Here is a 23,561-nt window from a genome sequence, read left to right as displayed (position 1 = left end):
CCCAAAAAAGTGCGTGGCCCCGTTTGGGGTGCGCTCCAGGCTTGTGACACGAACGCCCTGCGGATGCCGGCGAATGACAACAAAGCCTGACCAATAGCCCTGGTAAGTTGGATCGCAAAGACAGCTTTACCTTCAGAGGCAGGGGCGACAGGGAAAGAAATCTCGTTGAACGCTGCTTCAGCAAACTCTCGCTTTATTGCGTGCAGTTTGAAGTCGCATTCAGCGGTGACGCTGAAAGTGGTCTTACTATCTCATTGGGAGATAACATCTGCCATTCCAAGACTCCGAACGCGGCGTAGGATTTGGCGTCGGTCGATGCGTCCAACACCGCACGGATACAGCGGGTCGTTATGGGTTTGAACGACACCATTGAGTAATCCCCTGACACCGTCGTGTAAGGGCCATTTGCCGTGACGGACCTCCATTCGGCTTCGTCCCAGTACTCAATGCGCCAAAACTTAGGAATGGCAACACCTGTGCCCGCTCCGGTCGGCTGATCGCCCCAGAAGTAGATTTTCGTCGCATCTACAGTAACAGGCTTATCCCATTGGTAAGCAATCCAACCTGTTGGGGTATCGTTTCGGCCCGTCCAGTTCCCCCACATATCGGGCGGTAAGGGGGCCGGCGGGGTTTTCTCATCATTCAATGCCCGAAGGCGGAACTGAACCGGCAATGGCATATTAGATGCCGTAATGCGTGCGCTTACGGCCATATTGTTTGTCGGCGTCGAGTCAACGGGTTGCCGTGTTTGCACAACCTTTTTGATGGCGGGTGGCGACACGGTGTCGTCCCAGAACACTTCGTCAATAGCAACGCTGCGGCGGAAATGACTGCCGTCTTTGGCGTCGCCATTGTGATAGGCCAGATACCATTTATCCTTGAAAGGCACGATACCTCCATGGGAGGTCGCGGACGTTACGGGGGACAGGAATACACCATGATAGGTCCAGGGCCCCAAGGGAGATGACGCGGTGCCATAGGCCTGACAGGCATGATAAACCGCTTCCGTGCAGGGCGAGTTGGGCCCAGCATTATTGGCCGAATAGGCCATATAGTAGGTGCCCTCGCGCTTGAAGATCCAAGGGGCTTCAAAGAAGCCGGTCAGGGTGTTGACGTCGATTGGATTTCCCTTGGGCGTCTTCATGTCTTTTTCTAGTTCGACGCCTTTAAGTCTGCCAAACGTGCCCCAATAGATAAAGACGCGCCCGTCGTCGTCGATCAGAACGGTCGGATCAATATTTTCGATCTGGTTCCTGACAGGCGTCGTCTGGGACAGAATTGGCCCTTCCGGGTGTATGTCCTGATAGGGACCAAGCGGTGCATCGGCTACGGCTACACCGATGCCCATGCAATTGCGCGCCTTGCAGTTCTTCTCCCTGACCGGGGCATACAGGTAGAAGCGCTTGTCTCGCCCTTGAACGATCTGCGACGCCCAGGCACCATCCTCTTCGGCCCAGGCGAAGACTTTCTCGGGGCGCAATATGTCAGGGTAGAGTTTCCAGTTCTTTGTAGCCGGGTCATCCGTTTCAAAGATTTGATAATTGTACATGACAAAGCCGCCCGCATCGATGGAGGCCTCATCACGTCCGGAGATGATGTAAAACTTACCATTGGCCACAAGGGGGGCGGGGTCTGCAGAGTAACGGCTGCCGTCTGCAATGAGCGTATTATAGGCCGGACGAAGGGCGATCGGCGCCGGCAACCGTTCAGGGTAGGGCGCAAGTATGAGTGGCGGCGGGGGCGGTGTGGGCGCAAGCCTCGCCAGATCGCTGTCAGGGAAATTGGCCTTGGGATAAATTACGACGGAGATCTCGCCGGAATTGTCGTTCAGAACATCGTCATTTATGCCGAATTGCAGCTTCACGGCGCCCTTCGGGACGAGGCCCTTCCAGTCTGTGCCAACCGGGAAGGGTTTGCCGACAATGCGCCCCCTGGTATCGACAAACACGCCGATCAGTTGATTCAGAAAGGCCGGGAAATCGCTTGGGTCCACATATTTGCTGGGGAAGAAGCGTCCGGAACCGCCGGGATAGTCATCCGCAGTATAATCCTGCTGCCCTTCAGGCCCGATCCTTGTGCCATTTGGGAAGGTCTGAGTTCCGCCGGTCGCTGTGATATGGATCTTTTCTCCGGCCCTCAGTGATAGTCCCCTGGCAACTGCCGGGGAAGAGCCCTCATCAATCCCGATCGGGTAGTCAGGATTGACACGGTTGTCCCAGGCCTTTGACGTACCGGAAACATTTAATTTCAGTTCTTGCGCGTTTGCATGTCCGCAAAGAAGCGCCAGTGCTGCGACCGCCAGCTTTAGCTGCGTTGTCTTGGTCATCATAAAACTGTCCATTTTTCGCGTTGGAAGCCGGCTTTGGCTTTACTTCTCAAAGACCATGAGTTCGGTAAGGCCCGTGCGACCGGGTGAGTCATGTTTAAATATGACACCCACCTTGCGGGCCTTCACAGGTGAGACGCTTATGCTGTTTACGGTGCCCGCTGTCGGCTCCTTGGGTGTCCGGGACGCAATATCAAGTGGCTTCCAGGCGGTCCCGTCCCAGTAAATCAGGGCGTAGCCAAGGGGGGCGCGAACTCCGCCGTCGTCGCCAAAAATATAAAGGTCAACGCGGCCGACCGTCTTTTCCGCGCCAAAGTCAATTTGCACCCAGTCCGTATCATTGGGCGATTCAAAGGCCGTCCACCGGTTCCTCGAATTCGAGGAGAAAAAGACCTTCCCATCATTCACCTCTTCGATCCTGTCGAAGGGCGAAGTATAGGAAGCACTTGCTTTTGGGTATTGCTGGCTTCCGGGATTGTAGGCCAGATCATCAATCTCAGCCGTGGGCGCGGACAAGGGCAGGGTGTCGTGTCCCCAGGCTTCGACCTCAGAAAGACCGGTAAAGGCGCCTGGCGAGTGTATAAGGGTGAAGCGGAACTTTTCCGTCGACACGGGGTTGGCAAAGGACACGATATTCGGCCGGCGACCTTCAGGTTTTTCGGGAAATCTTGTGCTGCCCGATGCCTTAAGCCACGCGCCGTCTTTCCAGTATTCTACCTCATACGCCTTGGGGGGGCGCAATGTGTCGCCATCATCCAGAAAGTAGAGGCTAAGCGACGACACCGGCCGGGTGGTCCCGAAGTTCATCACGAGGGTGTCGGACGTATTGGGCGAACCTTCTGTCGTCCAGCGGTTGGGCGGGGCATTAAGATACCAGGCAACTCCGTCATTGAGGCGTTGCAAAGCCGTCTTGGGATCACTGAAAGACGCCGAAAAATTGGGAAAATAGCTACCTTCATTATTGACCGCGAAGTTAATGGCGTTGTCGGTCGGTGAGGCAGGCACTGGGGCCGGTATGGCGACCTCAAGCTTTTGCAAGGTGGGCGCGTTGCCGGCGATCTTGCCGTCAACGATCAGAGTCAGACCCTTGCCCTTGTTGTAGCGCGTTCCGTCCTTGTCCCACAGTATCGAGACATCGTGGCCGTGATAGGAAACGCCATCCAGGGCAAAATAAGCCCAGTCCCCAGGAAAGAGGGGATTTACCTCCAGGACATTATCGGCACGAGGGCGTAAGCCGGCCAGTCCGGTAACGACGAGATCGATGTAGGAAGAGTGGAAATAGTGCTCACTATGGCCATCCACAATCTGCCAGGCACCGGTATCCGGATTGGCGGCTTCGGCTATGTAAGGCTTGCCCTCGTGGCGCTGGGTGACGGTAAAGACCTTCAAAAGTTTCAGATAGTCGGCCCTGGTGATATAGTCCTGCTCATAATTGTTAAGCAGGTTGGCCATCGCCTCAAGGGTCTGAGCAGTAGCGTAAGGCCATGAATCGCCGCTCCAGACGCAGCAGCGTGGTGTTATCTTGAACTGCGGATCGTGGCGCTCGACCGTTGTCGGTCCGTAGGGCGCGAAGAACCCATTTGGGTCCATGAGCGTTTTCCAAGCGGCCGCGTAGTCTTCCTTGGCTTTTGGGTCTGGCAGGTTGAACTGCCACGGGACAAACCCTATCAGTTCGCGGCCATATGGACTGCCAGCATGAGTGCCTGTTTGGTAGGTCAGGCTATTGGCTTTGATCCCGCCCTGTTCATCATTGGCGAACATATGGAAAAAATGCTGGCGTTTGGGATCCCACAGGCGGGTCTGCACCCTATCCCTCAAGGCGGAGGCCTTGTCAGCGTAAAGTTTGGCGGTGGCCGTGTCACCAGTGAGTTCTGCGGCGCGAGAAATCGCTAAGGCATCGCCATACATATAGGCATTGAGCGTAGGCCGATAACCCTCTGCACCCCGGAACCAGTCCTTGGTGAGGCGAGAATTGATGTTGGTTTCCATGCCATCCTGCATGCCGTTCCAGACGAACATCTGCGCCTTGGCGTCAAAGTGCTCCTGCTCCCAGCCTTCATATTGTGCTTTCATTTCAGGCAGGATCGATTGAATGAACGCCCGGTCGCCCCAGGCCTCATAGAGGCCCCACATGCTTGTGCCAAACCAGTTGCTGTAGGCGCGCGGCAGAGCGCCGGGGACATTGAACCAATATCGGGCATAATCGCGGGTAACGCGCTGATCCCTTAGCCATCGCATGTCAGAAAACTGTAAACCGACGGGGGCGACGATCGCGCCATAGGTCCCGGACCACGCTGGCCGATCAATGAATTCTGTTACCGCATATCCGTGTTCCGGAGACCCGTAGACGAAGTGCTTCGTCATCATATCGAAGCGGTAATAGTAGGTCGCGTCGATCTCCGAATCTGGCGTTTCCAGAAAAGGGACATTCTTTTTGTACCAAGCCCAGTCACGATTATCGAGAAATGTCATCCTTTCCAGGATCTCGACACGGTCAAGAATCTCGCTGTCTCGCGTTGGCGCAACGGACGGAATTGAAGCGTCAGCCTGGATGTTTGCGTGAGACATGAACGGACAGGCAACCAGTAGTGATATCGCGGAAGATATCGGCAACCATTTTTGGTTGATTTTTTTCATGAGATTGCCTCGGCTACGAACAAGGAAAGAGGTTTGATTGTATACCGTATATTATGTCTTTCGATTGTCAATTGCTGAGGCGTGGCGTAGCGCCTCCCTGTTGTTAGGCTCCCAGAGGTCGGCGCGTCGCTCGCTCCCTCGATTCTATCCCCCCACCCCGGCTCCAATTGTCACTGCCTATTTGTGACGTTCGGGAACCAAAGTTTTCCCCGTCTCAGCCCCGAAATTCCGTTCAGTGGTATGCGGAGGTCTCTGCTGCTTTGAGGTCTTTTCGGCGACGTTCGTCTACCAGACTTTTCTCATCCCTTGCTTTGCATCTGAAACCGTCTCCCGCCCGTAGTTGCGATAAGCCGCCTCAGGTTTCCATCCAGCACAGACAGGGCAATCCCATGCAAACGACCAAGTTGACCGTTACTCTGATCGCGACCGGCATGCTGGCTGCGGGTGCGCCCGCGGCCTGGTCGCAGGATTGGGCAGGACCCTATGTCGGGGTCGCCGCCGGCATGAGCAACATCGCTGACGATAATGAAACCGTCGAATTCGATACCAATCTCGATGGTGCGTACGGCGATACGGTCAACACCTTTGCCGGCGCCAATGCGTTTTCGCCTGGCTTCTGCACCGGCGCCGCCAATGGCCGCACGCCCGGTGAGGGCTGCGCCAAGCAACGCGAAGAGGCCGGTATCGGCCTGCGCGCCGGCTATGACTGGCAGGTCGGCAACTGGGTTTTCGGCGTTGTCGGCGAGGTCACTAACGCCAATTTCGAAGACAGCGTCACCGCCTTTTCAACCACGCCGGCCAATTACGTTTTCACCCGTGATATCGAAAACATCAATGCGTTGAGGGGGAAGGCCGGTTATGTGATGGGTGACTGGCAGGTATATCTGACCGCAGGCTATGCTCAGGCCGATATCGAACGTACGTTTCGGACCAGCAATGCGCTGAACAGCTTCACGGCGACGGATGGCGATGACAGCGATGGTTATCAGGTCGGGCTCGGCATCGAGCAGCGCATCAGCGGGCGCTGGATCGGTGGCATTGAATATCTGCGCACGTCGTTGAAGGATGAGCCGGCTGTGGTTGTGCGCGCTGGGCCCAGTGCCAATACCTTCAATTCCAATCCTTTCCTGATCGTCAATTCGTCCGGCACCGACATGCGCCGGACCAGCGACAAGATCGAAATCGATACATTGCGTTTGAGCCTGCGCTATCAGTTCGGCGGGTAGGGGCTTTCCGAGCTCCCGGCGCCCCCTCCGCTTCGACGCGTTTCGCCTTCGGCTTCACTTGCTCAGCACCTCCCCCGCGAGCGGGGGAGGATGAGAATGGTCAGGCGTGATGGTGGCCATGGTCATGGCTGTGCACCGCCGTCACGCCGATGACGTTGAGCGTGGCAAAGCGGACGCCGCGCTGGGACTGAATGGCGTCGGCGAGGGCGCGGACCGCTCCCGCCGGCCCTTTCAGGATCACCGTCTCCAGACATGAGTCATGGTTGAGGTGGATGTGAGTCGTCGCCACCACAATGTCGTGGTGATCGTGCTGCAGTTCGATCAGCCGCTGGGCCAGGGCGCGGACATGGTGGTCGTAGACATACGACAGACTGGCCACGCAAGCGCCCTCCACCGGCAGGTTGGGCCGCGCGGCCACCGCCGTGCGGATCAGGTCGCGGATGGCTTCCGACTTGCTGGTATAGCCCTGTTCGTGGGTCAGCCGATCGAAATCCTGCGACAGGTCGTCGTCGATGGAGATGGTGACGCGCTGCATGACAGACCTCGTATTTTTCCCGGTGCGGCGATCCTATGATCAATTCGGCAATAAAGTAAATTCGCCTGCGTCCATCCCGGCAAGCCATCCGTATGAACAATTGAAGCAAACTTCATACGGGGCCGGATATGTGTCGTCGATCTTTTTGGCTGAGCCTGTTGATGGCCAGTGTCGCCTTGCCCGCCATGGCTCAGACGCCTGCCGCCGAAGAAGAGATCGTTGCAGCCGGTGAACCGGTTCACGTTTTCGGCAAGCGCCGCAATGAGATCGGCGTCGCCCAGTCGGCCAGCGAAGGGGTTGTGTCGTTTGCGCGGTTTGACGATCGACCTTTGACCCGGCCAGGCGAACTGGTCGAGGTGGTGCCCGGCATGGCGGCGACCCAGCATTCCGGCAGTACCAAGGCCAACCAATATTTCCTGCGCGGGTTCAACCTCGACCACGGGACCGATTTTTCGGTGTCGCTGGACGGCGTGCCGCTGAACCTGCGCAGCCATGGTCACGGTCAGGGGTATCTCGACCTCAACGGAATCACGCCTGAAGTCATCGAGACCATTACCTACCGCAAGGGACCTTATCACGCCGTCCTGGGCGACTTTTCCAATGCCGGCGGGGCCCAGTTCGAAACGTTCGCCAACGGTACACCCTCCTATGTCCAACTGACGACCGGCGAGGCTGGTTATAACCGCGTGCTGGGCGTGGCGGGGGTGGGCGAACGCAGCTTCCTGGCGGTCGATTACACGCATTCACGCGGGCCGTATGACAATCCCGACAACCTGCGTAAGCTGGCGATCACCGGCCGCGTTGGCTGGGGCAACTGGTCGCTGACCGGGCTGGCCTATGACGCTCACACCAATGCCACTGACCAGGTGCCGCAGCGCGCTATCGAAAGTGGGCTGATCTCGCGGTTGGGCGCTATCGACACCAGCGATGGCGGTGAGACGTCGCGCTACATTCTGTCGCTGGGCTATCATGGTCCGGACGGGCTGGAGGCCAGGCTGTATACTCAGCGCTATAGCCTCGATCTGTTTTCCAATTTCAGCTATTTCCTCAACGATCCGGTCAATGGCGATCAGTTCCAGCAGTCGGATCAGCGCTGGGTTCACGGCGGATCGGTGATCAAGACGTGGGCGCAGCCACTTGCCGGGTTCACGGTACGGACGGGGGCGGAGTTCCGTTACGATGACATCGGCCGGGTGGGGCTGTATAACACCAAACAGCGTCAGGTTCTGTCGACCGTGCGCGAAGACCGGGTGCGGGAATATTCCGCGACGGTGTTCGCGGATGCTACGCGCGCCTTTGGGCCGGTGCGGGTGACGGGGGGCTTGCGTATGGATGCGATCGGCGGCGAGGTTCGCTCGGACGATGCCCGCAACAGCGGCAAGGCCGACGACGTCCTTCTTAGTCCGAAGTTCACCGCAGCGTGGCGGGTGTCGGAGACGGTGGAACTGTATGGCGATGCCGGCGGCGGGTTCCACTCCAACGACATACGCGGCGCCACCATCACCGTCATTCCCGGCAGCGACGATCCGGCGCCGACGGTCGATCTGTTCGCGGCGTCGCGCGGGGGAGAACTGGGGGCGCGCTACAGCGCCGGCGGCTTTACGGCAACGGCGGCCTTATGGGCGCTGCATCTCGATTCGGAACTGGTCTATATCGGCGACGGCGGCGACACGGCCAGCACCGACGCTACCGATCGGACGGGGCTGGAGCTTTTGTTTGGTTACAGCCCGCACTCGCGTCTCGACATCAACCTGACGGCGGCGGCGTCGCATGCCCGCTATGCGGGCGATCCGCCTGACGGTGATCGCATCCCCAATGCGCTGGAATATGTGGTTACCGGCGGGATCACCGCCCGACTGACTCCGCGCCTGACAACGACCGTGACTGTGCGCACCTTAGGCCCGGCGCCGCTGATCGAGGACAATTCGCAACGGTCGAAGGCGACGACCTTCGTCAATGGCTTGATCGACTACGACTTTGGCCGGTTCAGTGTGAAGCTGGAAGCGCTGAACCTGCTGGACAGTCGTGGCAACGACATCCAGTATTATTACACCTCGCGCCTGCCGGGGGAGCCGGCCGAGGGTGTTGATGATCATCACGTCCATCCGTTCGAGCCGCGGACCCTGCGCCTGTCGCTGCGGATACCTGTCGGCTGACAAGCTGCATTTTATTTTTCCGGCGACAGATCCTCGGCGCGATTTCGAACGTATCTGTCTGCTGTCCGGATTTCCGCGATGGCTTTCGTCCGCCCTTCGTGTTGCACCCGTCATGCTCTACTCCTTTGCCGGCAAGGCCACATTGAATATTTACGGCGGGGAAGGGGAAATGGCGTGGGTTCACGGGACAGGCTGGGATGATAACGGTCATAGACGCGCCTTACGCCAAGCCGGTCACTGCAGCGAGGTCGCGCGTGGCTGATGTTGATAATCTCAACGGTCTGGTCGAGAATGTCGCCAAGGGCGATAAGCCAGCGTTGAAAACGCTATATAATCTTATGTCGGGGCGTCTGTTTTCCGTCCTTCTTCGTATGGTAAGACAAAGGGATGTGGCAGAGGACCTGCTGCAGGACGTTTTTGTTACCGTGTGGCGCAAGGCGCACCAGTTCGACGTCCGTCGCGGCAATGCCGAGGTCTGGCTGTTTTCGATCACCCGGCGAAAGGCGATTGACCGGCTGCGCATTTCCTACAGAGAAACCGTGGGCACCTTCGAAGATGTCGCGAGCGTCGAGCGCGAAACGGATATTTATGTTGGTATTGGTAACACGGAAAACTATATATCGGTGCGCAAGTGCCTGAAGGAACTCCGTCCGGATGTCCATCGTGCCTTGCAGCTATGCTACGTGTTCGGCCTGACCCATGAGGAATTGGCCGAGGAAATGAAGGTGCCGGTCGGCACCGCCAAAAGCTGGGTCCGCCGCGGCCTGGCGCAACTGAAAGAGTCTTTGAGTATCGATGAGCGAACATGACGACATTTCGGACAGCTACCTGGCGGCGCGTTACGCCCTGGGAATAGCGTCGCTTGCCGAAATTGTTTCCGCCGAAGCCCGTATCGATAGCGATCCGGTTTTCGCGGCGGAAGTCGGCCGCTACGATATTGTGTTTTCCGGTTTCGAACCCGGTGCTGCGAACGTAGCGCTGCCGGCTGACCTGTGGGACCGCATCGAAAGCGCTATCGACGATGAGAGTAGGTCGCCCCATACGCGGACGATCCGCACGGCCGAACTGGCGTGGGAGGCCTTCATTCCCGGCATCGACCGCAAGATCGTCTTCGTCGACAAGGCCGCGACGATTAGCGGCGTCCTGTACCGGCTGGCGCCCGGCGCCAGTGTCGGCAATCACGGTCATGGCGTGATCGAGGAATGCCTGGTGCTGGAGGGCGAGATCGAGATTGACGGTGTGCCGATCCGCGCCGGTGACATGCATATGGCCTTTCCGGAGGCCCGCCACGGACTGCTGAGCAGCCGCCATGGTGCCCTGGTTTATCTGCGCGGGGATATGCAGATTCAGGCTTAGTGCCTATTCCATGTGATCGGCTTCGTAGCCTGGTGTCGGCACGAAGCCCAATGCGATTTGAAGCACAGCGATGGCGATCAGCCAACTTGCCGCGACCTTGACGGCAATCCCCCAGCCACGGCCAACCAGCCAGGCGCCCGGCAGCATCAGAGCCACGAAGGGCAGGGCGAAGGCCAGGCCGGACGGCGACAGCGACATCTGATTGAGCAGGCCGGCCCAGAGACCGGCGTTGAGCGCCAGGCCCCATGCCAGCCATGGACCGGCGCGCAGCCGCCAGGTTTCGCGTAGGTGGAGGCTTGCCGCGGTCACAGCGACACTGAGCCAGGCGGCGGCAAAGGCGATCTCCGACGTGAAGCCGGGCAGGGGGAGCAGCGCAGCGGCTACGGCGGCGGCGATAAAGATCACGACTGCCCGGAAGGCTGTGCCGCGACTGTAATAGCTCAGGGCCAGCCCCAGGGCGGCGGCGAGCATGATCTCTGGCAGCAGGGGATCGCGCATCAGGCGATGGCCCGCCACAGAAAGACGCAGCCGGCGATCGAGATCAGGGCGCCCAAGGCGCGGACGGCTTTGCGGCCGGTCTCATGGCGGTCGATCAGGCCGATGCCGATCCCCACAACGTGCAGCAGGCCGGTGCTGAGGACGAAGCCCGTGCTGTAGCCGGCGGGATCGGCGGCGGACGGCAGCTCCATGCCGTGGGCATAGCCGTGGAAGACGGCGAAGATGGCGACGATGGTACAGGCCAGCCAGACCGGCGCGGCGTAACGAAAGGCGATGACGGCACCCAGGATGACGACCGAAAGCGCAATGCCAATTTCAACCGGCGGCAGGGGGATGTTGACCATGGCGAGGAAGGCGCCGGCGACCATCATCACCGGGAAGATAACCGGCAAGGCGATGATCAGCGGCCGGCCCAGGATGGCGCCCCATAACCCGACCGCCACCATGGCCAGCAGGTGATCCCATCCGGTCAACGGGTGCAGGATGCCGGATATGAAACCGCCGGCCAGTCCCGTGCCGTCATGGGCAAGGGCCGGGGTGGCGATTGTCAGGCTCGCAAGAATTACGAGTAGGCCCATGCGGCCCAGGGCCAATAAATTTTCGTCGTCATGCGGCCGGCGGCGCGGTTCGTTCGTAAGAAAGGAAGCCGGGACCTGACGTGATGCCCGGAGGTGCGAACGAGGGCTGGCTGATGACATCGACGATTTCCCGCTATGGTTCTTTGGATTCCTATACGAAGCAGAGGGGAAAAGCGATGAGGCGGGCATGGAGATTTGCTCTGGCGCTGGCGATTGCCGGTGCAGCCTTGCCGGCCATGGCGCATGATTTCTGGCTCCAGCCGGAACGGTTCCGTCTTAAGCCGGGCGCCGCGACGCCCATGACGTTTCAAGTCGGCCATGGCAATGACCGCCAGAAATCGCTGATTGCGCGCAATCGTGTGGTCAGGTTCGACAGCCTGTCGGTCGCCGGTCAGGCTGACCGGCGCAGCGAATTGCGGATGGGCGACGCCAATGCCGATACGGTCCTGAAGTTCCCGGCGCGCGGGTTGCAGCTTCTGGCATTTGAGACGGACGGCGCCTACAGCGAGTTGCCAGCACTGCGGTTCAACGACTATCTCAAAGCCGAGGGGCTGACGCCGGCCATCACCTGGCGGGCGCAGAAAAAAGCGGTCAATGCGCCGGGCCGCGAAACCTATAGCCGGCGGGCCAAGGCTTTGGTTCAGGTGGGGGATTACGCCAAGGCCGATGATGCGATTGCGACGCGCCAGCTGGGCCTGGCGCTGGAGATCGTGCCGGAGGTCAATCCTTATGCGCCGGAGTTTACCGGCCGCTTGCCGGTGCGGGTCTATTACCAGGGCCAGCCATTGGCGGGCGCCATGGTGCGGATCAACAATCTCGATTTCGATTCCCGGCCGCTGGAGGTGATGACGACGGACGCGGCAGGGCGGGCGGTGTTCAAGATCCCGAAGACCGGGAGTTGGCAGTTGAATGTGGTATGGACAAAGCCTGTGCAGGGCAATCCCAAGGTGGACTTCGACACGATCTTTTCCAGCCTGACGCTTGGGTTTACGCCAGTACAGTAGCGACTTGGCATGAGTGCACCGCGAAGCGGCATCTATAGTTAAGGTGGTCCACAGATTACACAGATTTCACAGATTAAGTAAGAGAGAACGCCTCTCCTTATCCCTCTAATCTGCGTAATCTGTGGATCCACTTGTCTTTGGTGCCGCTTCGCGGCTTTTCAGACTAGTCTACATACAAAAGGCCCGCCTCCTTCCGGAAGCGGGCCTTTTTTAGCGATACCCGCGGGCCTAGAGGTCCGTCGGCTTGGCCGCCGGATCGACGGGCACCACATCCGAAGCCGACACCGCTGCCGGGGTCGAGTTGGGATCGGCCTTGAAGGCTGCGGCAAAACCGGCACCGAACTTGACGTTCGAGTCGGCCGGCGGAGGTGGTGTCACCACCACGGTTGAGCCGCCGCTGCTGCCCCCACCGCAGGCGGCCAGGCCGGCCGCTGCGCCGAGGATCAGCGAAACTATAATCAGTTTTTTCATGGCTCAGGTCCTTAGTCGTTGGGCGAGCCCGGGATGGGCGTGTTGAGATAGGGGAAGGCATTGCCGAGGTCGGTGGCCGAAAGCGGGGCGCCGTCGGTGAACGGAACCGTGCCGACCGAAGCCTGAGCCGGAGTACAGACGCCGAGATTGGTCGGCGTGCCGTTGATCGGGATCGGGTGGCACAGCGCGCCCATGGCGACGCGCAGGGTAATGTCGACCGTGTCGTCACCCGGACGGCGGCCGTTGGGATAGCCGGCCAGGTCGTCGCCGGCGACACCCAGGTTCTTCTGGTTGGCACGGGCGGTGACGGCGACACCGGTGTTGAGCCGCAGCATTTCCGACGGAGTGACCGTCGACAGCTGGTTCAGGGTCGGCACGCCAGTCAAAAAGGCCGCGACCAGGTCGTTACGTGGGAAGTTGGTCGGCGCCAGGTCGGCGATATTGGTGCCCAGGGTGGCATTGACAGCATCGCGGAAGAGTAGGTTGGCGATGGCCGGGAAGGTCGGGTTGGTGACATAGGCGCCGAACTGGGCATCACCGGACGGCGAGGAGGCGTTGAACTTGTCCTTGTCGGGCAGACCGATAACCAACTCGTTGACCAGGGGCATGCTGAGGCGCGACACCTGGGTGTAGGCGCCGCCAGAGACCGACGGCTGCTTGTAGGTGGCGTTGGGCGCCAACAGGCGGGCCTGGGGCAGGCTGGCCGTCGTCCAGCCACCGACGACGCCGTTGCCGGCGCCCTTCAGGCACGATATTGGCACTTCGATGGCCAGGGTGGTGACGTTCTTCTTGCCATAGAGGTCGTCGTTCGAGCGCTTTTGGGTGATGCCGCCTGGGAAGCCGCCGCCGTCGCCGGCGCCCGGCGCGCTGTCGCCTTCGATCGGCACGAAGTTCACCAGGTCGAAGATCGGACCCAGATTGACCGCGAAGGCCTCGGCGCGCTGACCCGCAAACACCTTGCCCTGGGCTGAACAGCCGGGGATCGAGGTGGCGTAGATAAACTTGCTGGCATAGGCGCCGTAGTTGGCGATGGTTTTCGTCCCGGCATTGTCGAACGGCTTGGCGAACGTGTTGCCACCGGCGGTGACGTTACCTACCGCGGCCTTGCTGCCCGACCGGCGATCGCCGGTGATCAGGGTCAAGGTGTAGTTTTCGGTATCGGCGCGGGTGGCATCGGTCGGCGCCTGGCTGATCGGGCCGGCGTCACGCAGCGCAATGGCGTTGGTCGTGCCGCCGATGTTCAACGTGATGCCGGTGTCGTTGACCAGGGGCGTGTTGAACTTGAACTGGAAGGTCAGGTCTTCCTTGGCGTCGCCGTTGTTGTCGATGTGGATCTCATAGACCGCGTCCGGGTCCATGGTGAAGTAGTTCGGACCGCCGCCCGGTTCCTGAAGCGGCTGGTAGTTGGCCAGAATGGTCACATAGTCCTCGCGACCCGGTTCGTAGCTGCGGAACATGTAGAAGTCGGTCGCGTCGACCTTTGGCGACTTGGTGATGCCCGGCGCTTCACGGTGGCTTGAGGCCATGGCTGGCGCCAAAGCTGCCGTCAGGCTGAGAATGCTGGCTGTGGTGAGAATGGCGATGCCACGACGTTTCAGACTTATCACGAAAACCCTCCTGATCGTTCTACGATCAACTGTGTGTGTCTTGTTGGCCCTGTCCGGAATTACGGGGTGGTCGGGATTCCGGATGCGAGGGTGAGAAAATAATTGCCGCCCGGGTTGGTGGCTTCCGGGACGATCAGGTCGCCCCAGCGCCATTCACCGGAACCGACGGCCAGTACGGCGGTCATGCCGTTGTCGGGGACGAAGAACAGCACAGGCCCGCGCTGGGCCTGGTCCAGGCAGGCCTCAGGTGCCGATGACACGGCCTTGATCAGTAGCGCCCGCAGCAAGGCCTTGCCGCCCGAGTGCGTGTCGTCGGGCCAGCCGCCGTCCCACAGCATGATGGCGTTGGCCACCGAGCGATGTTCCAAAGGCAGGCCGGCCAGGCCCTGGCTGACGGCGGGGCTGGTGGCGAAGCCCGACGCCAGAAGGGCGGTCAGGTTGCACGCTTCACCGGGCGCGCCTGCGGACGCCGGCATCTGGAAGGCGGCCAGCGCTGCCATGTCGGCCGGCGGCAAGGGGGAGGTATCGGCCGTGGCCATGACCTCTTCCGGCGGGGTGTTTTCGCTGTCGGGTGTCGCCTCGGCGGCGTCGATGGTTTCCGCGGACGTTGATTTAGAGACGGTTTCGGCTTTGCTGGCCGGCGGTGGCGCGGCCGCCGCCATGGCCGTCGCCGGCTGAGAGGCACCGTCCATCAGGCTGAGCGTTACCGTGGCGCCATCGACGCCGGAATGGGCCACGGTGCGCGGCCGGATGTCGAGGCAGATCAGGGTGAAGAAGAGGGCGTGGGCGGCCGTGACGCCACAGGCCACCGTGGCCTGTCTGACCAGGCGACGGCGTCTTGCCGGCGAAGAAACCCATCCCGTCTTGAACATTGGCGTACCCACCTTATGTCGCTCCTACGGGGGAAGCGGGAAAACAGATGCATTTTCGAGGCTATGGTGGGGGCATATCGCGATGGCAGTTGATGCGAAGCGTCTCTGTGGTTGAACGAGTTGTTGGCCGGCCTATCAAATCTATGACGGTAGGCACGTTTCGGAACTGCGTGTTACGGATGGTGCATAGCAGCCACAGCCAGGTCAATAAATTCGGATACTGGACGACGAGATGTGGCCTTTCATAAAATATTTGCTAACCTTTTCGCATGGCGGGTGGTGGAACGATAAACAGCCTGGAGTTAGGGCGCAAATTCTGGCGCAAAACCAACTCTTGGTTTGGTCGAGGGTTTGGCTTCGCCATCCTGACAAGCTTTGTCATGCTCGTTAGCCAGGGACTCATCATCTACGTTGAAATGTCGCAGTTCGCCGATGATTTCGCGCCAATACAGACGTGGAGTTTTTTTCCCGTTTTGCTTTTGGGCGCCAGCATGGCGGTTACTTTCCTAGTCATCTTTATTGGCTCGAAAGATGGTTTTGGCATTTCCAACAAGGTTTATCTGGGGCTGCTGTTCGTTTCGATGTATGTGGCGTCGTTCGGCACGTTTGAGTTTCTGTTTAAAACGCTCATGAATATGGGCATCCGTAATAGCCAGTGGTGGGCCGTCGCGCTGGTTTATCCGCTGATTGGATTCGTGCTATTTATTCTCATTTACCTTGTCATAATTCTCCTTGCTATGACCGTCGTCGCGGCGGCAGCTGAAAAGATTAGCCGCACGGGTCCTAGTGCGCCGCCGATCTTCGTTTTCTACGTCGTCGCACTTCCATTGGCGGTGCTGCTTTTGCGCGGCTTTGACGTCGCCTTCGAAGAGTTCGCTCGTATTTTTAACATGCCTGGTGTGTTGCCCATATTGGTGGTGGCAATATTGTGTATCGCTTTCGTCCTATTTCCGCGGATGGGCCACAGCCTCAAACCAAGTATTACGGCTAGGTCTCGCGCGGCGGCGGTGGCAGCCGCGATAGTTTACTGGCTGCGCTGCGCGGCGTCGGTTTTTGATACGATACTGGCTGACAACATAGCGCAATTGTTTACCGGCTGGAAATCCATATTGAGCCGTTACCTTGCCATCTTCGCCGCCTTTTTCGTTCCTTCCTTGGCGATCATGGTCTGCCGAGAGGACGTGGTAATTCCTCTCTACTTTTTAAGCATTCCGCTTGCGCGCGACGTCGTTGCCCTCCTCCTGCTTATCCCAGTGATTGTTGCAGCCGGAATATATCGCCGTTCCATGTGGCTTGAAGCGGATCGCCAAAAATGTATCCGGTCTTCGGATGACGAACTGGGCCGAAACTCGCGAACACGGGTTGATTTTGACAGTGACCTCCGGGGAGAACTGCTCTTTGCTGTGTTCCTGTTGTTTTTCCTTACCGCTCCGACCCTCCTGTGGGTGATTAGCGGATTGAAAACGCTGACCGACCTTTTTGGTCTGATGAGTTATTTCGGCGCTCAACTCGTCAAGGACGTCCCGATTCTTCAATGGCTGCCCGGAGCGGAAACCTCGGTTAAGCCCCCTATCGTGCACTCCGACCTCTTAGGGGGGCATGCTGCGCTAGCCGTTCGCATTTTCGCCGAACTAACGATTCTTGCTATCTTGTTCGAAACGCTGAACCGCAGCAGCGCGGAGGCGCGTCAACGCGAAGAGTTTCTGGACGTCCGCGATTCCGTCAATCGCCTAGACCCCGTGGAAGAACGTAAGCTGTTCTTAGAGGTGGTGACAGATTGGGGTGTCGTTGAGCGGGTGGCGCCCTATGATCCCGCCCGTCTGATGGTTGTTGTCTCCCGCATATTCGACCCCGCCATCATGTCCGATATCAGGATCTGCCTTGGAGCAGCGCGTATCGCCGGTTATCAGCTGGCTGGGGCGGTCATCGCAAAAGTCCTGACAACGGAATTGGATAATAAAGACGTCAAGGACCTAGACCACATGTGGTCCGCTTTCCGCCAAGCGCCGAGTGTCTATGCCCACAGGGGTTATGATTTTGACGCGCTTTCACACACACGGCGCGCGCGGCAGCTTATAGTCAATGCCTTACTGGAGGGGCTTCAACTGCGTCTTGAGCAGATGGACGGTATTGCCCCCGACACAGATCTGGTCGTTAAAGCGTTGATCGAAATCCGAGATACCGACCATGTCGAGATTTTCGCCGAACTGGAAATACAGCTCGACGGCCTTACCCGAGCCAATAGGATTGTGTTTCTAGTCAAGGACCTGAGTAGCGAGGACGACTATATCGCCGAGGCTGCGCGACGGGAGCTGCAGCAACTGGTCAATCGCAAACATGTCGGACTTTATCGTGCCATGCTGAAAAGCGACGATCCCGATGTCTGGGGCGAGGGGGCCACGCTTTTGGGCGTCTTGGGGATTGACAGTGAGAACGAACGACTTCTGCTTGAAAAGTGGGCCAATCTTCAACGACTGAGCTATACCACTTTGGCACTTCTTCACAGCCTCGGGTGTGTCGGAGGGGAAGCTACGTTTGAAGCCATTCTCAACATGGCACCTTTTTCGAAAGGACGTATCGAAAAGGTGTCCGGTCTTGAAAAGTACATCCTTGCAGCCCTTACCGGCGTGGTCGTGCGCAACCCCGGCTTGCGTGGCCGGGCCGTGGATTTTCTCAAGCCACTCCTTCAGTCGACTCGTCCGGCGGCAATACGGGTGGCTTCCGTTGTCGCGCTTTCGTACCTTTACGATGCCGATTGCGACGACATCCTGCTGGATTGTGCCTGGCAGGGCTTTGCTGGTCGTGATGAACGGCCAGCGAAGCAGGCCAGAAGTGAGGTGAACGCGATCATCATGTTGAAGGTCGAAGCGATAAAGGCGCTAGCGCAGTCGACAAATCCGGAAGTTGCTCACTCCATTCAGCAAATCATCGAGAACCTCAAGCAGGAAGATGACCTGTCTGGTCGAACCTGGATTGAATGGATGGGGCATACTTTCAACCGGGTGACCACACGGAAACATGCTTCCACGCGAACATTGATATTTGTGGCTCAGAGAACCCTGAGAGCTTATGACCCTCAGTCAGCGGCTTGACGCCGCGGCGATTTGTTTAAATGACCAGCGTCTTTGACATCGCGAAGTGGCGAAGGGGCATTCGAAATAGTCGTCACACTTGACTGTGCCTCCACCGCCTTCCACGGATATACAGTCAGAACCTGTCGCCAGAACCTTTCGCGGGGACACGACGCAAACTCAGAGCTGCTGCGACATCTTCTGTCACACGGCCGACGTGACGGTCTGACCTTGCGGCTACCACACGATATGACTGAGCACATCTGCCCGCACCGCGTCCAGAACGGTAACGATATTGCTTCCGCCCAGGGCGATGATCACGTTGGCGCCGCTTTGCGTGACGATCCCGGTATTGGCCACGCCCGCCGTATAGGCGTTGATGTCGATCCGGTCGTTTTGCGCCGCGTTGAAGTCAGTGATCCGGTCGCCGCCGCTGCCGGCGGTGAACAGGAAGATGTCCGCCCCCAGGCCACCGGTCAGGACGTCGCGCGACGCCATGCCGTTCAGCACATTGTTGCCGTCATTGCCGATCAGGGTGTTGCCCAGGGTGTTGCCGGTGGCACTGAGACCGGCCGGGCCGATCAGGGTCAGATCCTCGACCACTGTGCCGAACAGCGAATAGCTGACCCAGGAGGCCACCATGTCGCGGCCTTCCCCGGCGTTTTCGACGACGACATCGCCGGCTGATTGAACGTAGTAGGTGTCATTGCCCAGCCCGCCGGTCATGGTGTCACTGCCGCCGTCGCCGTTGAGCAGGTTGTTGCCGTTATTGCCGGTCAGGCTGTTGCTCATCGAATTGCCGGTGCCCTCCAAATTGCCGGTCCCGGTCAGGGTGAGATTTTCGACAAAATCGGCCAGACCATAGCTGAAGGATGCGGATATCTGATCCGTCCCGCCGCCATCGAGCTCAACGACCACGTCGTTGCCGTCGATGACGTAGGTGTCGTTGCCGTTCAGACCGGCCAGGGTATCCGTGCCGGCCGCGCCATCCAGCCGGTTGGCGGCGTTGTTGCCGGTGATGACGTTATTCTTGTTATTGCCGATGCCGATGCCGTCGTTGACGTCGATGCGGAGGTTTTCGAAGTGTTCGCCCAGCGTGTAGGTGGCCAGCGAACTCCAGATCTCGTCCAGGCCGCCGCCGGCGACCTCGGTGAGAAGGGTGGATGCATTGTAGATGGCATAGGTATCATTGCCGGTGCCGCCGACTAGGGTCGAGGCCTCGCCGATATTGTCCTGAAGCCTGTCGTTCCCGGCGCCAGCCATCAGCAGGTCCAGCCCGCCACCGGCGAAAAGGGTGTCGTTACCGGCATCGCCCGTCAGGGTGTCGTTGCCGGCATCGCCGTACAGATAATCGTTGCCGCCTTCACCCAGGAGCGTATCGTCGCCGGTATAGCCGTACAAGCTGTCGTTACCGTCGCCTCCCGACACAGAATCAGTGCCAGCATACCCCTGTAAGCTGTCAGATCCTGCGCCGCCCAGGAGGGTGTCATTGCCATCACCCCCATCCAGCCGGTCGTCGCCCGCGTCACCGTCCAGGCTATCGTTGCCGCCGTGGCCGAACAACCTGTTGCTACCGCTGTTGCCGGTGACGACATTGTTCTCGGCATTGCCGCTGCCATCGATTCCGCCGGTGCCCAGCAGGGTCAGGTCTTCGACATAGGCCGCCAGGCTGGTGGTTATGGTCGTGTACACCTGGTCATGCCCCTGACCGATAAGCTCGACCACCCTGTCGGAACTGTCGTCGACGACGTAAGTGTCGTTGCCGGCTCCGCCTGTCATGGAGTCTCGGCTTCCACCTCCGTCCAGACTATCGTTGCCATCGCCGCCGGTTATGGTATCGCGGCCGCTGCCACCATAAATCGTGTCATGGCCCGCCCCGCCGGACAGCGCGTTGTAGCCGGAGTTGCCTGTAATAACATTGCTAAGACCATTGCCGGTGACTGAAAAGTCACTGGACCCCAGCAGCGTCACGTCTTCGACCAGTAAACCCGACATGTTGAATGAGCGTGAGCTGACGACAAGATCACGGCCTTCGCCCTCGAGCTCGACAATGACGTCGCCGATGACGTCTGTGTAATAGGTGTCATTGCCGGCCCCACCCACCAGGGTGTCATTGCCGGAGCCGCCATCCAGCCGGTCATGGCCGCCGCCGCCGGAGAGGCTGTCGTTGCCGCCGGCGCCATTGATGGTGTCGTTATCATTGCCGCCGGTGTAGGTGTCGTTGCCGGTGCCGCCTGTATAGACGGCCTCTGTGACAGACGCGGTCACCGCCGCAGTCAGAACCGCATCCGGCGTGGCGGCCAGAACCGGCGCCGTCTTGTCCGTCTTAGATGTCAAACCGCTCATGTCATCCCCTCCCATATTGATTAATTAGAGGTTAACATAGCGCCGATGTGCCAGATAGCAACCCAACGTGTCGTCAGGCGGCGTCGCTGCTCTTCAAGACCTTCGACATGGTGACGTGCGGGAGGGTCACCTCGATATAGGCCTCGCCTTCAACCTCATAGCCGTGACGGGCATAGAAGTCCCGAGCCGTCACACGCGCCGCCAGAAGGATCCGCGTGGCGCCTTCGCCGCGCGCCGTGTGTTCGGCCGCCATCAGAAGTTGCGTTCCGACGGCCCGACCGCGATGCGAATCCGCCACCGCCATTTGGCGCAGTTTGAAGGTCGCTTCCTTGTAGGGGGTCAAAACCACCGTGCCGATCAGTTCGTCGCCGGCAAAGGCGGCCAGGTGGACGTCACCGGCCTCGGCCGTCAGTTGATCGGCGGTAAAATCGAGCCCCAGCGGCGTACGCAGTATGGCGCGGCGCAGAGCCACCATGGTGTCATAGTCGGGCGTGGCATGGGCGATGCGGCGAACGGCGAGGGGCATGGTCAATCCTGCGAAACTGTGCTTGTTTAGGCAGGAACCAGCCGGGGGGCAAGATGACGCGCAGGACATGGCTGATCGGGATCGCGGTGGTGCTGACCGTGCTGGGCATCTATGCCGGTGTGCGCGCCCTGGGCAGGCCCCCGGCGTACCAGGACGGTGACCTGATCTTCCAGACCTCAGGCAGCCATCAGTCGGCAGCCATACTGGCGGCAACCGGCAGCGCCTTTACCCATATGGGCATTGTCGAGCGCCGCAAGGATGGCTGGTACGTCATCGAGGCCGGTGGCACGGTGCGTTCTGTGCCCTTGCGAAGCTGGATCAAACGCGGACAAGGCGGGCGCTACGCTATATATCGCCATCCGTTGAGCAACGATCAGGCGCGGACGATCCTGAGAGCGGCACACGGTCTGGATGGGCGGCCCTACGATATCTTCTTTTCGTTCGAGAACCGGGCTATCTACTGCAGCGAGCTGCCCTATCTCGCCTATGGCAAGGCGGGCCTGACGATCGGCCGGGTCCAGAAGGTGCGCGACCTGAATGCCGATAATGGCCTCGCCAAAGGCCTGATCGAAAAGCGTTGGCAGCGCCACGAAGACTGTAAGGGGCTGGATTTCGAAGCCTGCTATGCCCGCATCCTGGATCAGGATCTGGTAACGCCGGTGTCGATTGCCAAGGACGGGCAATTCCGGCAGATATTCAGCAATTACCCGTTCTGAGGAGGGGCGTTTGGAGGCCGACCATACGATCAGCCGAACCGATATGGCAGTGTTCGCGATCAAGTCGACCCTGCTGAAGCTTCGCCGCGTCGCCATTGACCTGGTCTCAGGCGTACGGCGCTGGAAGATTGCGCCAGGACACGGCGAGGCGCTGGCGGAGGTGGTGACCCCCTTGTGGTCGGACGACAGTGTCGCCGAGCGTGGCCTGCAGCTGGGGAAGGTCGAGAACCTGCGCATCGCAGCCCGGTCTCTGAACGGTCTGGTCATACCGGCTGGTCAGGTGTTCAGCTTCTGGGCCCAGATCGGGCCGCCGACGCGGGCGCGCGGCTTTGTCGAAGGCCGTGAACTGCGCCAGGGGTGTCTTATCCCGACCGTGGCCGGCGGGCTTTGTCAGATGAGCAACAGCCTGCATGTGGCGGCCAAACGCGCCGGCTGCGCAATCGTCGAACGCCATGGCCATACGGCGGCGGTGCCGGGCTCACCGTTCGGACCGGACGAGGATGCGACGGTCTTCTGGAACTATGTCGATCTGCGCTTTCGCGCCGTTCAGTCCGTCCGTCTGCGGGTCGTCTTGACCGAAGGTGACCTGCAGGTTGTATTGGCGCGTGCCACATGAGCCTGCATTCGCCTGAAAGCTGCGCGTCGTGCAACAAGGTCGACTGTCACCTCAGTTTTGCCAGTCGTGATATGGCCCCGGTCCTGGCGACGACGGCCTGGGTGCTGGACGAGATGTGGCCCGAGCACCAGGCTTATCTGACGGACCGGGCGCGCGAGGATGACCAGATCCTGAGGCCGGGCGTGTTTGGCGCAGCCACGGCGCGCTATGCCTGGGGGCGAGGGCAGGGCGTTGCGGGCTGGGCGACGGTCCTGCGTCATGCAGCCATGAAGCAGGTGGCAAAGGCCCGCGGTGCGGTGCGTCAGGCGGCCTATCTCAAGGCTGACCAGGCTGTTGCCCAGGCCATGGCGAAGCGGATCGATTACCGCGCACAGCATGTGGTGGTGGCGCAGACCCTGTTGCCGTTTCTGTGGCGAGACGGCGTCCTGGGTGGGCGGAGCTTTGATGTCCTGATGACGCGCTATCCGCTGGCTGAGATCCACCGCCGGCTGGACCAGATGCAGGCGCAGCATCCGGACAGTACCACCATCGGCGATTTTCGCGCCCCCGACAGCCTGCTTGCGGCCGAGAGCGCCGCCCTGGCCCAGGCGCGCAAGGTGATAACACCGCATCACGATATTGCCGAAAGCTTCCAGGGGCGGGCGGTGTGGCTCGACTGGCGCAACCCGGAGCTAAAACTGCGGCGCGACGGCCGGCGTGTCGCCTTTATCGGCCCGTCGATCACCCGTCAGGGCGCGCGGGAGGTCCGTGAGTTGGCGCGGGGATTGCCAGAGCCGCTGATCGTCTTTGGCGCCGATCTGGAGGGGGCCGGTTTCTGGGACGGCGTGGCGATTGAGCGCCGTGCGTTTGGTCCCGGCTGGATGGACGATCTGGGCGCCATCCTGCATCCGGCGGCGATGACGGCGGCGCCGCGGCGTCTGGTTGAGGCCCAGGCCCATGGCATCACTGTCTATGCTCAGGCCTCGTGCGGGCTGGCGCCTGGAAAGTTCCGGCCGCTGGAGACGTTCCAGCGGCCGTAGG

At 60.0% G+C, this 23,561-nt stretch carries 19 protein-coding genes; 9 read left to right on the top strand and 10 right to left on the bottom strand.

The window, feature by feature from the left end; all coding sequences use genetic code 11:
- Positions 1-193: 193 nt before the first annotated feature.
- Both ABI_RS22495 and ABI_RS22490 read right to left on the bottom strand, forming a co-directional pair.
- Positions 194-2,329: a family 43 glycosylhydrolase gene (locus ABI_RS22495; protein ID WP_211211208.1), complete on the bottom strand. Its 2,136-nt coding sequence runs from the start codon at positions 2,327-2,329 to the stop codon at positions 194-196.
- Between the two features lie 39 nt (positions 2,330-2,368).
- The gene (locus ABI_RS22490) at positions 2,369-4,963 is read right to left on the bottom strand and encodes an MGH1-like glycoside hydrolase domain-containing protein (RefSeq protein WP_006275380.1); all 2,595 of its coding nucleotides are present in this window, start codon (positions 4,961-4,963) and stop codon (positions 2,369-2,371) included.
- Positions 4,964-5,352: 389 nt separating this feature from the next.
- Between ABI_RS22490 and ABI_RS22485 the strand changes: the two genes are divergently transcribed.
- Entirely contained in the window at positions 5,353-6,189 is an 837-nt protein-coding gene (locus ABI_RS22485; RefSeq protein WP_006275379.1) for an outer membrane protein, read from the top strand.
- A gap of 100 nt (positions 6,190-6,289) precedes the next feature.
- Here the strand turns inward: ABI_RS22485 and nikR are convergent, their stop codons facing one another.
- Entirely contained in the window at positions 6,290-6,724 is a 435-nt protein-coding gene (gene nikR / locus ABI_RS22480) for a nickel-responsive transcriptional regulator NikR (protein WP_006275378.1), read from the bottom strand.
- A gap of 128 nt (positions 6,725-6,852) precedes the next feature.
- Here nikR and ABI_RS22475 point away from each other — a divergent pair, with 128 nt between their 5' ends.
- The 3 genes from ABI_RS22475 (at position 6,853) to ABI_RS22465 (ending at position 10,236) form a co-directional block, all read left to right on the top strand.
- A complete protein-coding gene (locus tag ABI_RS22475; protein WP_040309992.1) occupies positions 6,853-8,880 on the top strand; it encodes a TonB-dependent receptor in 2,028 nt (675 codons plus the stop codon).
- A gap of 254 nt (positions 8,881-9,134) precedes the next feature.
- Positions 9,135-9,689 carry a sigma-70 family RNA polymerase sigma factor gene (locus ABI_RS22470; RefSeq protein ID WP_006275375.1) on the top strand — a complete coding sequence of 185 codons (555 nt, stop codon included), beginning with the start codon at positions 9,135-9,137 and terminating at the stop codon, positions 9,687-9,689.
- Positions 9,676-10,236, top strand: coding sequence for a cupin domain-containing protein (locus ABI_RS22465; RefSeq protein ID WP_006275374.1), 561 nt, complete (start codon positions 9,676-9,678; stop codon positions 10,234-10,236). Before ABI_RS22470 ends, ABI_RS22465 begins: the two co-directional genes overlap by 14 nt.
- Positions 10,237-10,239: 3 nt before the next feature.
- On the opposite strand, the gene ABI_RS22460 is transcribed toward ABI_RS22465, so the two are convergent.
- The gene (locus ABI_RS22460; RefSeq protein WP_157139082.1) at positions 10,240-10,734 is read right to left on the bottom strand and encodes a hypothetical protein; all 495 of its coding nucleotides are present in this window, start codon (positions 10,732-10,734) and stop codon (positions 10,240-10,242) included.
- The gene (locus ABI_RS22455) at positions 10,734-11,312 is read right to left on the bottom strand and encodes a HupE/UreJ family protein (protein WP_040310042.1); all 579 of its coding nucleotides are present in this window, start codon (positions 11,310-11,312) and stop codon (positions 10,734-10,736) included. The genes ABI_RS22460 and ABI_RS22455 overlap by 1 nt, the downstream gene beginning before the upstream one ends.
- Positions 11,313-11,488: 176 nt before the next feature.
- Between ABI_RS22455 and ABI_RS22450 the strand changes: the two genes are divergently transcribed.
- Positions 11,489-12,316, top strand: a complete 828-nt coding sequence (locus ABI_RS22450; protein ID WP_040309991.1) for a DUF4198 domain-containing protein — start codon at positions 11,489-11,491, stop codon at positions 12,314-12,316.
- Between the two features lie 228 nt (positions 12,317-12,544).
- Here the strand turns inward: ABI_RS22450 and ABI_RS22445 are convergent, their stop codons facing one another.
- From ABI_RS22445 to ABI_RS22435, 3 genes are read right to left on the bottom strand one after another with little or no spacing between them, the layout of a single operon-like run.
- Positions 12,545-12,787, bottom strand: coding sequence for a hypothetical protein (locus tag ABI_RS22445; protein ID WP_006275370.1), 243 nt, complete (start codon positions 12,785-12,787; stop codon positions 12,545-12,547).
- An 11-nt stretch (positions 12,788-12,798) separates the two neighbouring features.
- Positions 12,799-14,394 (bottom strand): DUF4331 domain-containing protein, encoded by a 1,596-nt coding sequence (locus ABI_RS22440; protein ID WP_006275369.1) that lies wholly within the window; start codon positions 14,392-14,394, stop codon positions 12,799-12,801.
- Between the two features lie 59 nt (positions 14,395-14,453).
- Positions 14,454-15,266 carry a hypothetical protein gene (locus tag ABI_RS22435; RefSeq protein ID WP_040309990.1) on the bottom strand — a complete coding sequence of 271 codons (813 nt, stop codon included), beginning with the start codon at positions 15,264-15,266 and terminating at the stop codon, positions 14,454-14,456.
- A 269-nt stretch (positions 15,267-15,535) separates the two neighbouring features.
- Between ABI_RS22435 and ABI_RS22430 the strand changes: the two genes are divergently transcribed.
- Positions 15,536-18,358 carry a hypothetical protein gene (locus ABI_RS22430; RefSeq protein WP_006275367.1) on the top strand — a complete coding sequence of 941 codons (2,823 nt, stop codon included), beginning with the start codon at positions 15,536-15,538 and terminating at the stop codon, positions 18,356-18,358.
- 216 nt (positions 18,359-18,574) lie between these two features.
- Here ABI_RS22430 and ABI_RS22425 read toward each other — a convergent pair whose 3' ends face one another.
- Together ABI_RS22425 and ABI_RS22420 are read right to left on the bottom strand one after the other, a co-directional pair.
- A complete protein-coding gene (locus ABI_RS22425; protein WP_006275366.1) occupies positions 18,575-20,683 on the bottom strand; it encodes a calcium-binding protein in 2,109 nt (702 codons plus the stop codon).
- A 73-nt stretch (positions 20,684-20,756) separates the two neighbouring features.
- Positions 20,757-21,209 carry a GNAT family N-acetyltransferase gene (locus tag ABI_RS22420; RefSeq protein ID WP_006275365.1) on the bottom strand — a complete coding sequence of 151 codons (453 nt, stop codon included), beginning with the start codon at positions 21,207-21,209 and terminating at the stop codon, positions 20,757-20,759.
- 53 nt (positions 21,210-21,262) lie between these two features.
- Here ABI_RS22420 and ABI_RS22415 point away from each other — a divergent pair, with 53 nt between their 5' ends.
- From ABI_RS22415 to ABI_RS22405, 3 genes are read left to right on the top strand one after another with little or no spacing between them, the layout of a single operon-like run.
- Complete coding sequence (locus tag ABI_RS22415) at positions 21,263-21,925, top strand: YiiX/YebB-like N1pC/P60 family cysteine hydrolase (RefSeq protein ID WP_006275364.1); 663 nt, start codon at positions 21,263-21,265, stop codon at positions 21,923-21,925.
- 10 nt (positions 21,926-21,935) lie between these two features.
- Positions 21,936-22,541, top strand: coding sequence for a VanW family protein (locus ABI_RS22410; RefSeq protein ID WP_006275363.1), 606 nt, complete (start codon positions 21,936-21,938; stop codon positions 22,539-22,541).
- The gene (locus ABI_RS22405) at positions 22,538-23,560 is read left to right on the top strand and encodes a hypothetical protein (protein WP_006275362.1); all 1,023 of its coding nucleotides are present in this window, start codon (positions 22,538-22,540) and stop codon (positions 23,558-23,560) included. Before ABI_RS22410 ends, ABI_RS22405 begins: the two co-directional genes overlap by 4 nt.
- The last annotated feature ends 1 nt before the right edge of the window (position 23,561 follow it).

This window comes from Asticcacaulis biprosthecium C19 (genome assembly GCF_000204015.1).
GTDB lineage: Bacteria > Pseudomonadota > Alphaproteobacteria > Caulobacterales > Caulobacteraceae > Asticcacaulis > Asticcacaulis biprosthecius.
The sequence above is the reverse complement of the archived record's forward strand: the minus strand, read 5'-3'. Positions and strand labels throughout refer to the sequence as shown.

Coding starts and splice junctions, on each gene's coding strand:
- ABI_RS22495 (WP_211211208.1), bottom strand. CDS start 2,329: ATGATGACCAAGACAACGCAGCTAAAGCTGGCGGTCGCAGCACTGGCG.
- ABI_RS22490 (WP_006275380.1), bottom strand. CDS start 4,963: ATGAAAAAAATCAACCAAAAATGGTTGCCGATATCTTCCGCGATATCA.
- ABI_RS22485 (WP_006275379.1), top strand. CDS start 5,353: ATGCAAACGACCAAGTTGACCGTTACTCTGATCGCGACCGGCATGCTG.
- nikR (WP_006275378.1), bottom strand. CDS start 6,724: ATGCAGCGCGTCACCATCTCCATCGACGACGACCTGTCGCAGGATTTC.
- ABI_RS22475 (WP_040309992.1), top strand. CDS start 6,853: ATGTGTCGTCGATCTTTTTGGCTGAGCCTGTTGATGGCCAGTGTCGCC.
- ABI_RS22465 (WP_006275374.1), top strand. CDS start 9,676: ATGAGCGAACATGACGACATTTCGGACAGCTACCTGGCGGCGCGTTAC.
- ABI_RS22460 (WP_157139082.1), bottom strand. CDS start 10,734: ATGCGCGATCCCCTGCTGCCAGAGATCATGCTCGCCGCCGCCCTGGGG.
- ABI_RS22455 (WP_040310042.1), bottom strand. CDS start 11,312: ATGGGCCTACTCGTAATTCTTGCGAGCCTGACAATCGCCACCCCGGCC.
- ABI_RS22450 (WP_040309991.1), top strand. CDS start 11,489: ATGAGGCGGGCATGGAGATTTGCTCTGGCGCTGGCGATTGCCGGTGCA.
- ABI_RS22445 (WP_006275370.1), bottom strand. CDS start 12,787: ATGAAAAAACTGATTATAGTTTCGCTGATCCTCGGCGCAGCGGCCGGC.
- ABI_RS22435 (WP_040309990.1), bottom strand. CDS start 15,266: ATGTTCAAGACGGGATGGGTTTCTTCGCCGGCAAGACGCCGTCGCCTG.
- ABI_RS22430 (WP_006275367.1), top strand. CDS start 15,536: ATGGCGGGTGGTGGAACGATAAACAGCCTGGAGTTAGGGCGCAAATTC.
- ABI_RS22425 (WP_006275366.1), bottom strand. CDS start 20,683: ATGAGCGGTTTGACATCTAAGACGGACAAGACGGCGCCGGTTCTGGCC.
- ABI_RS22420 (WP_006275365.1), bottom strand. CDS start 21,209: ATGCCCCTCGCCGTTCGCCGCATCGCCCATGCCACGCCCGACTATGAC.
- ABI_RS22415 (WP_006275364.1), top strand. CDS start 21,263: ATGACGCGCAGGACATGGCTGATCGGGATCGCGGTGGTGCTGACCGTG.
- ABI_RS22405 (WP_006275362.1), top strand. CDS start 22,538: ATGAGCCTGCATTCGCCTGAAAGCTGCGCGTCGTGCAACAAGGTCGAC.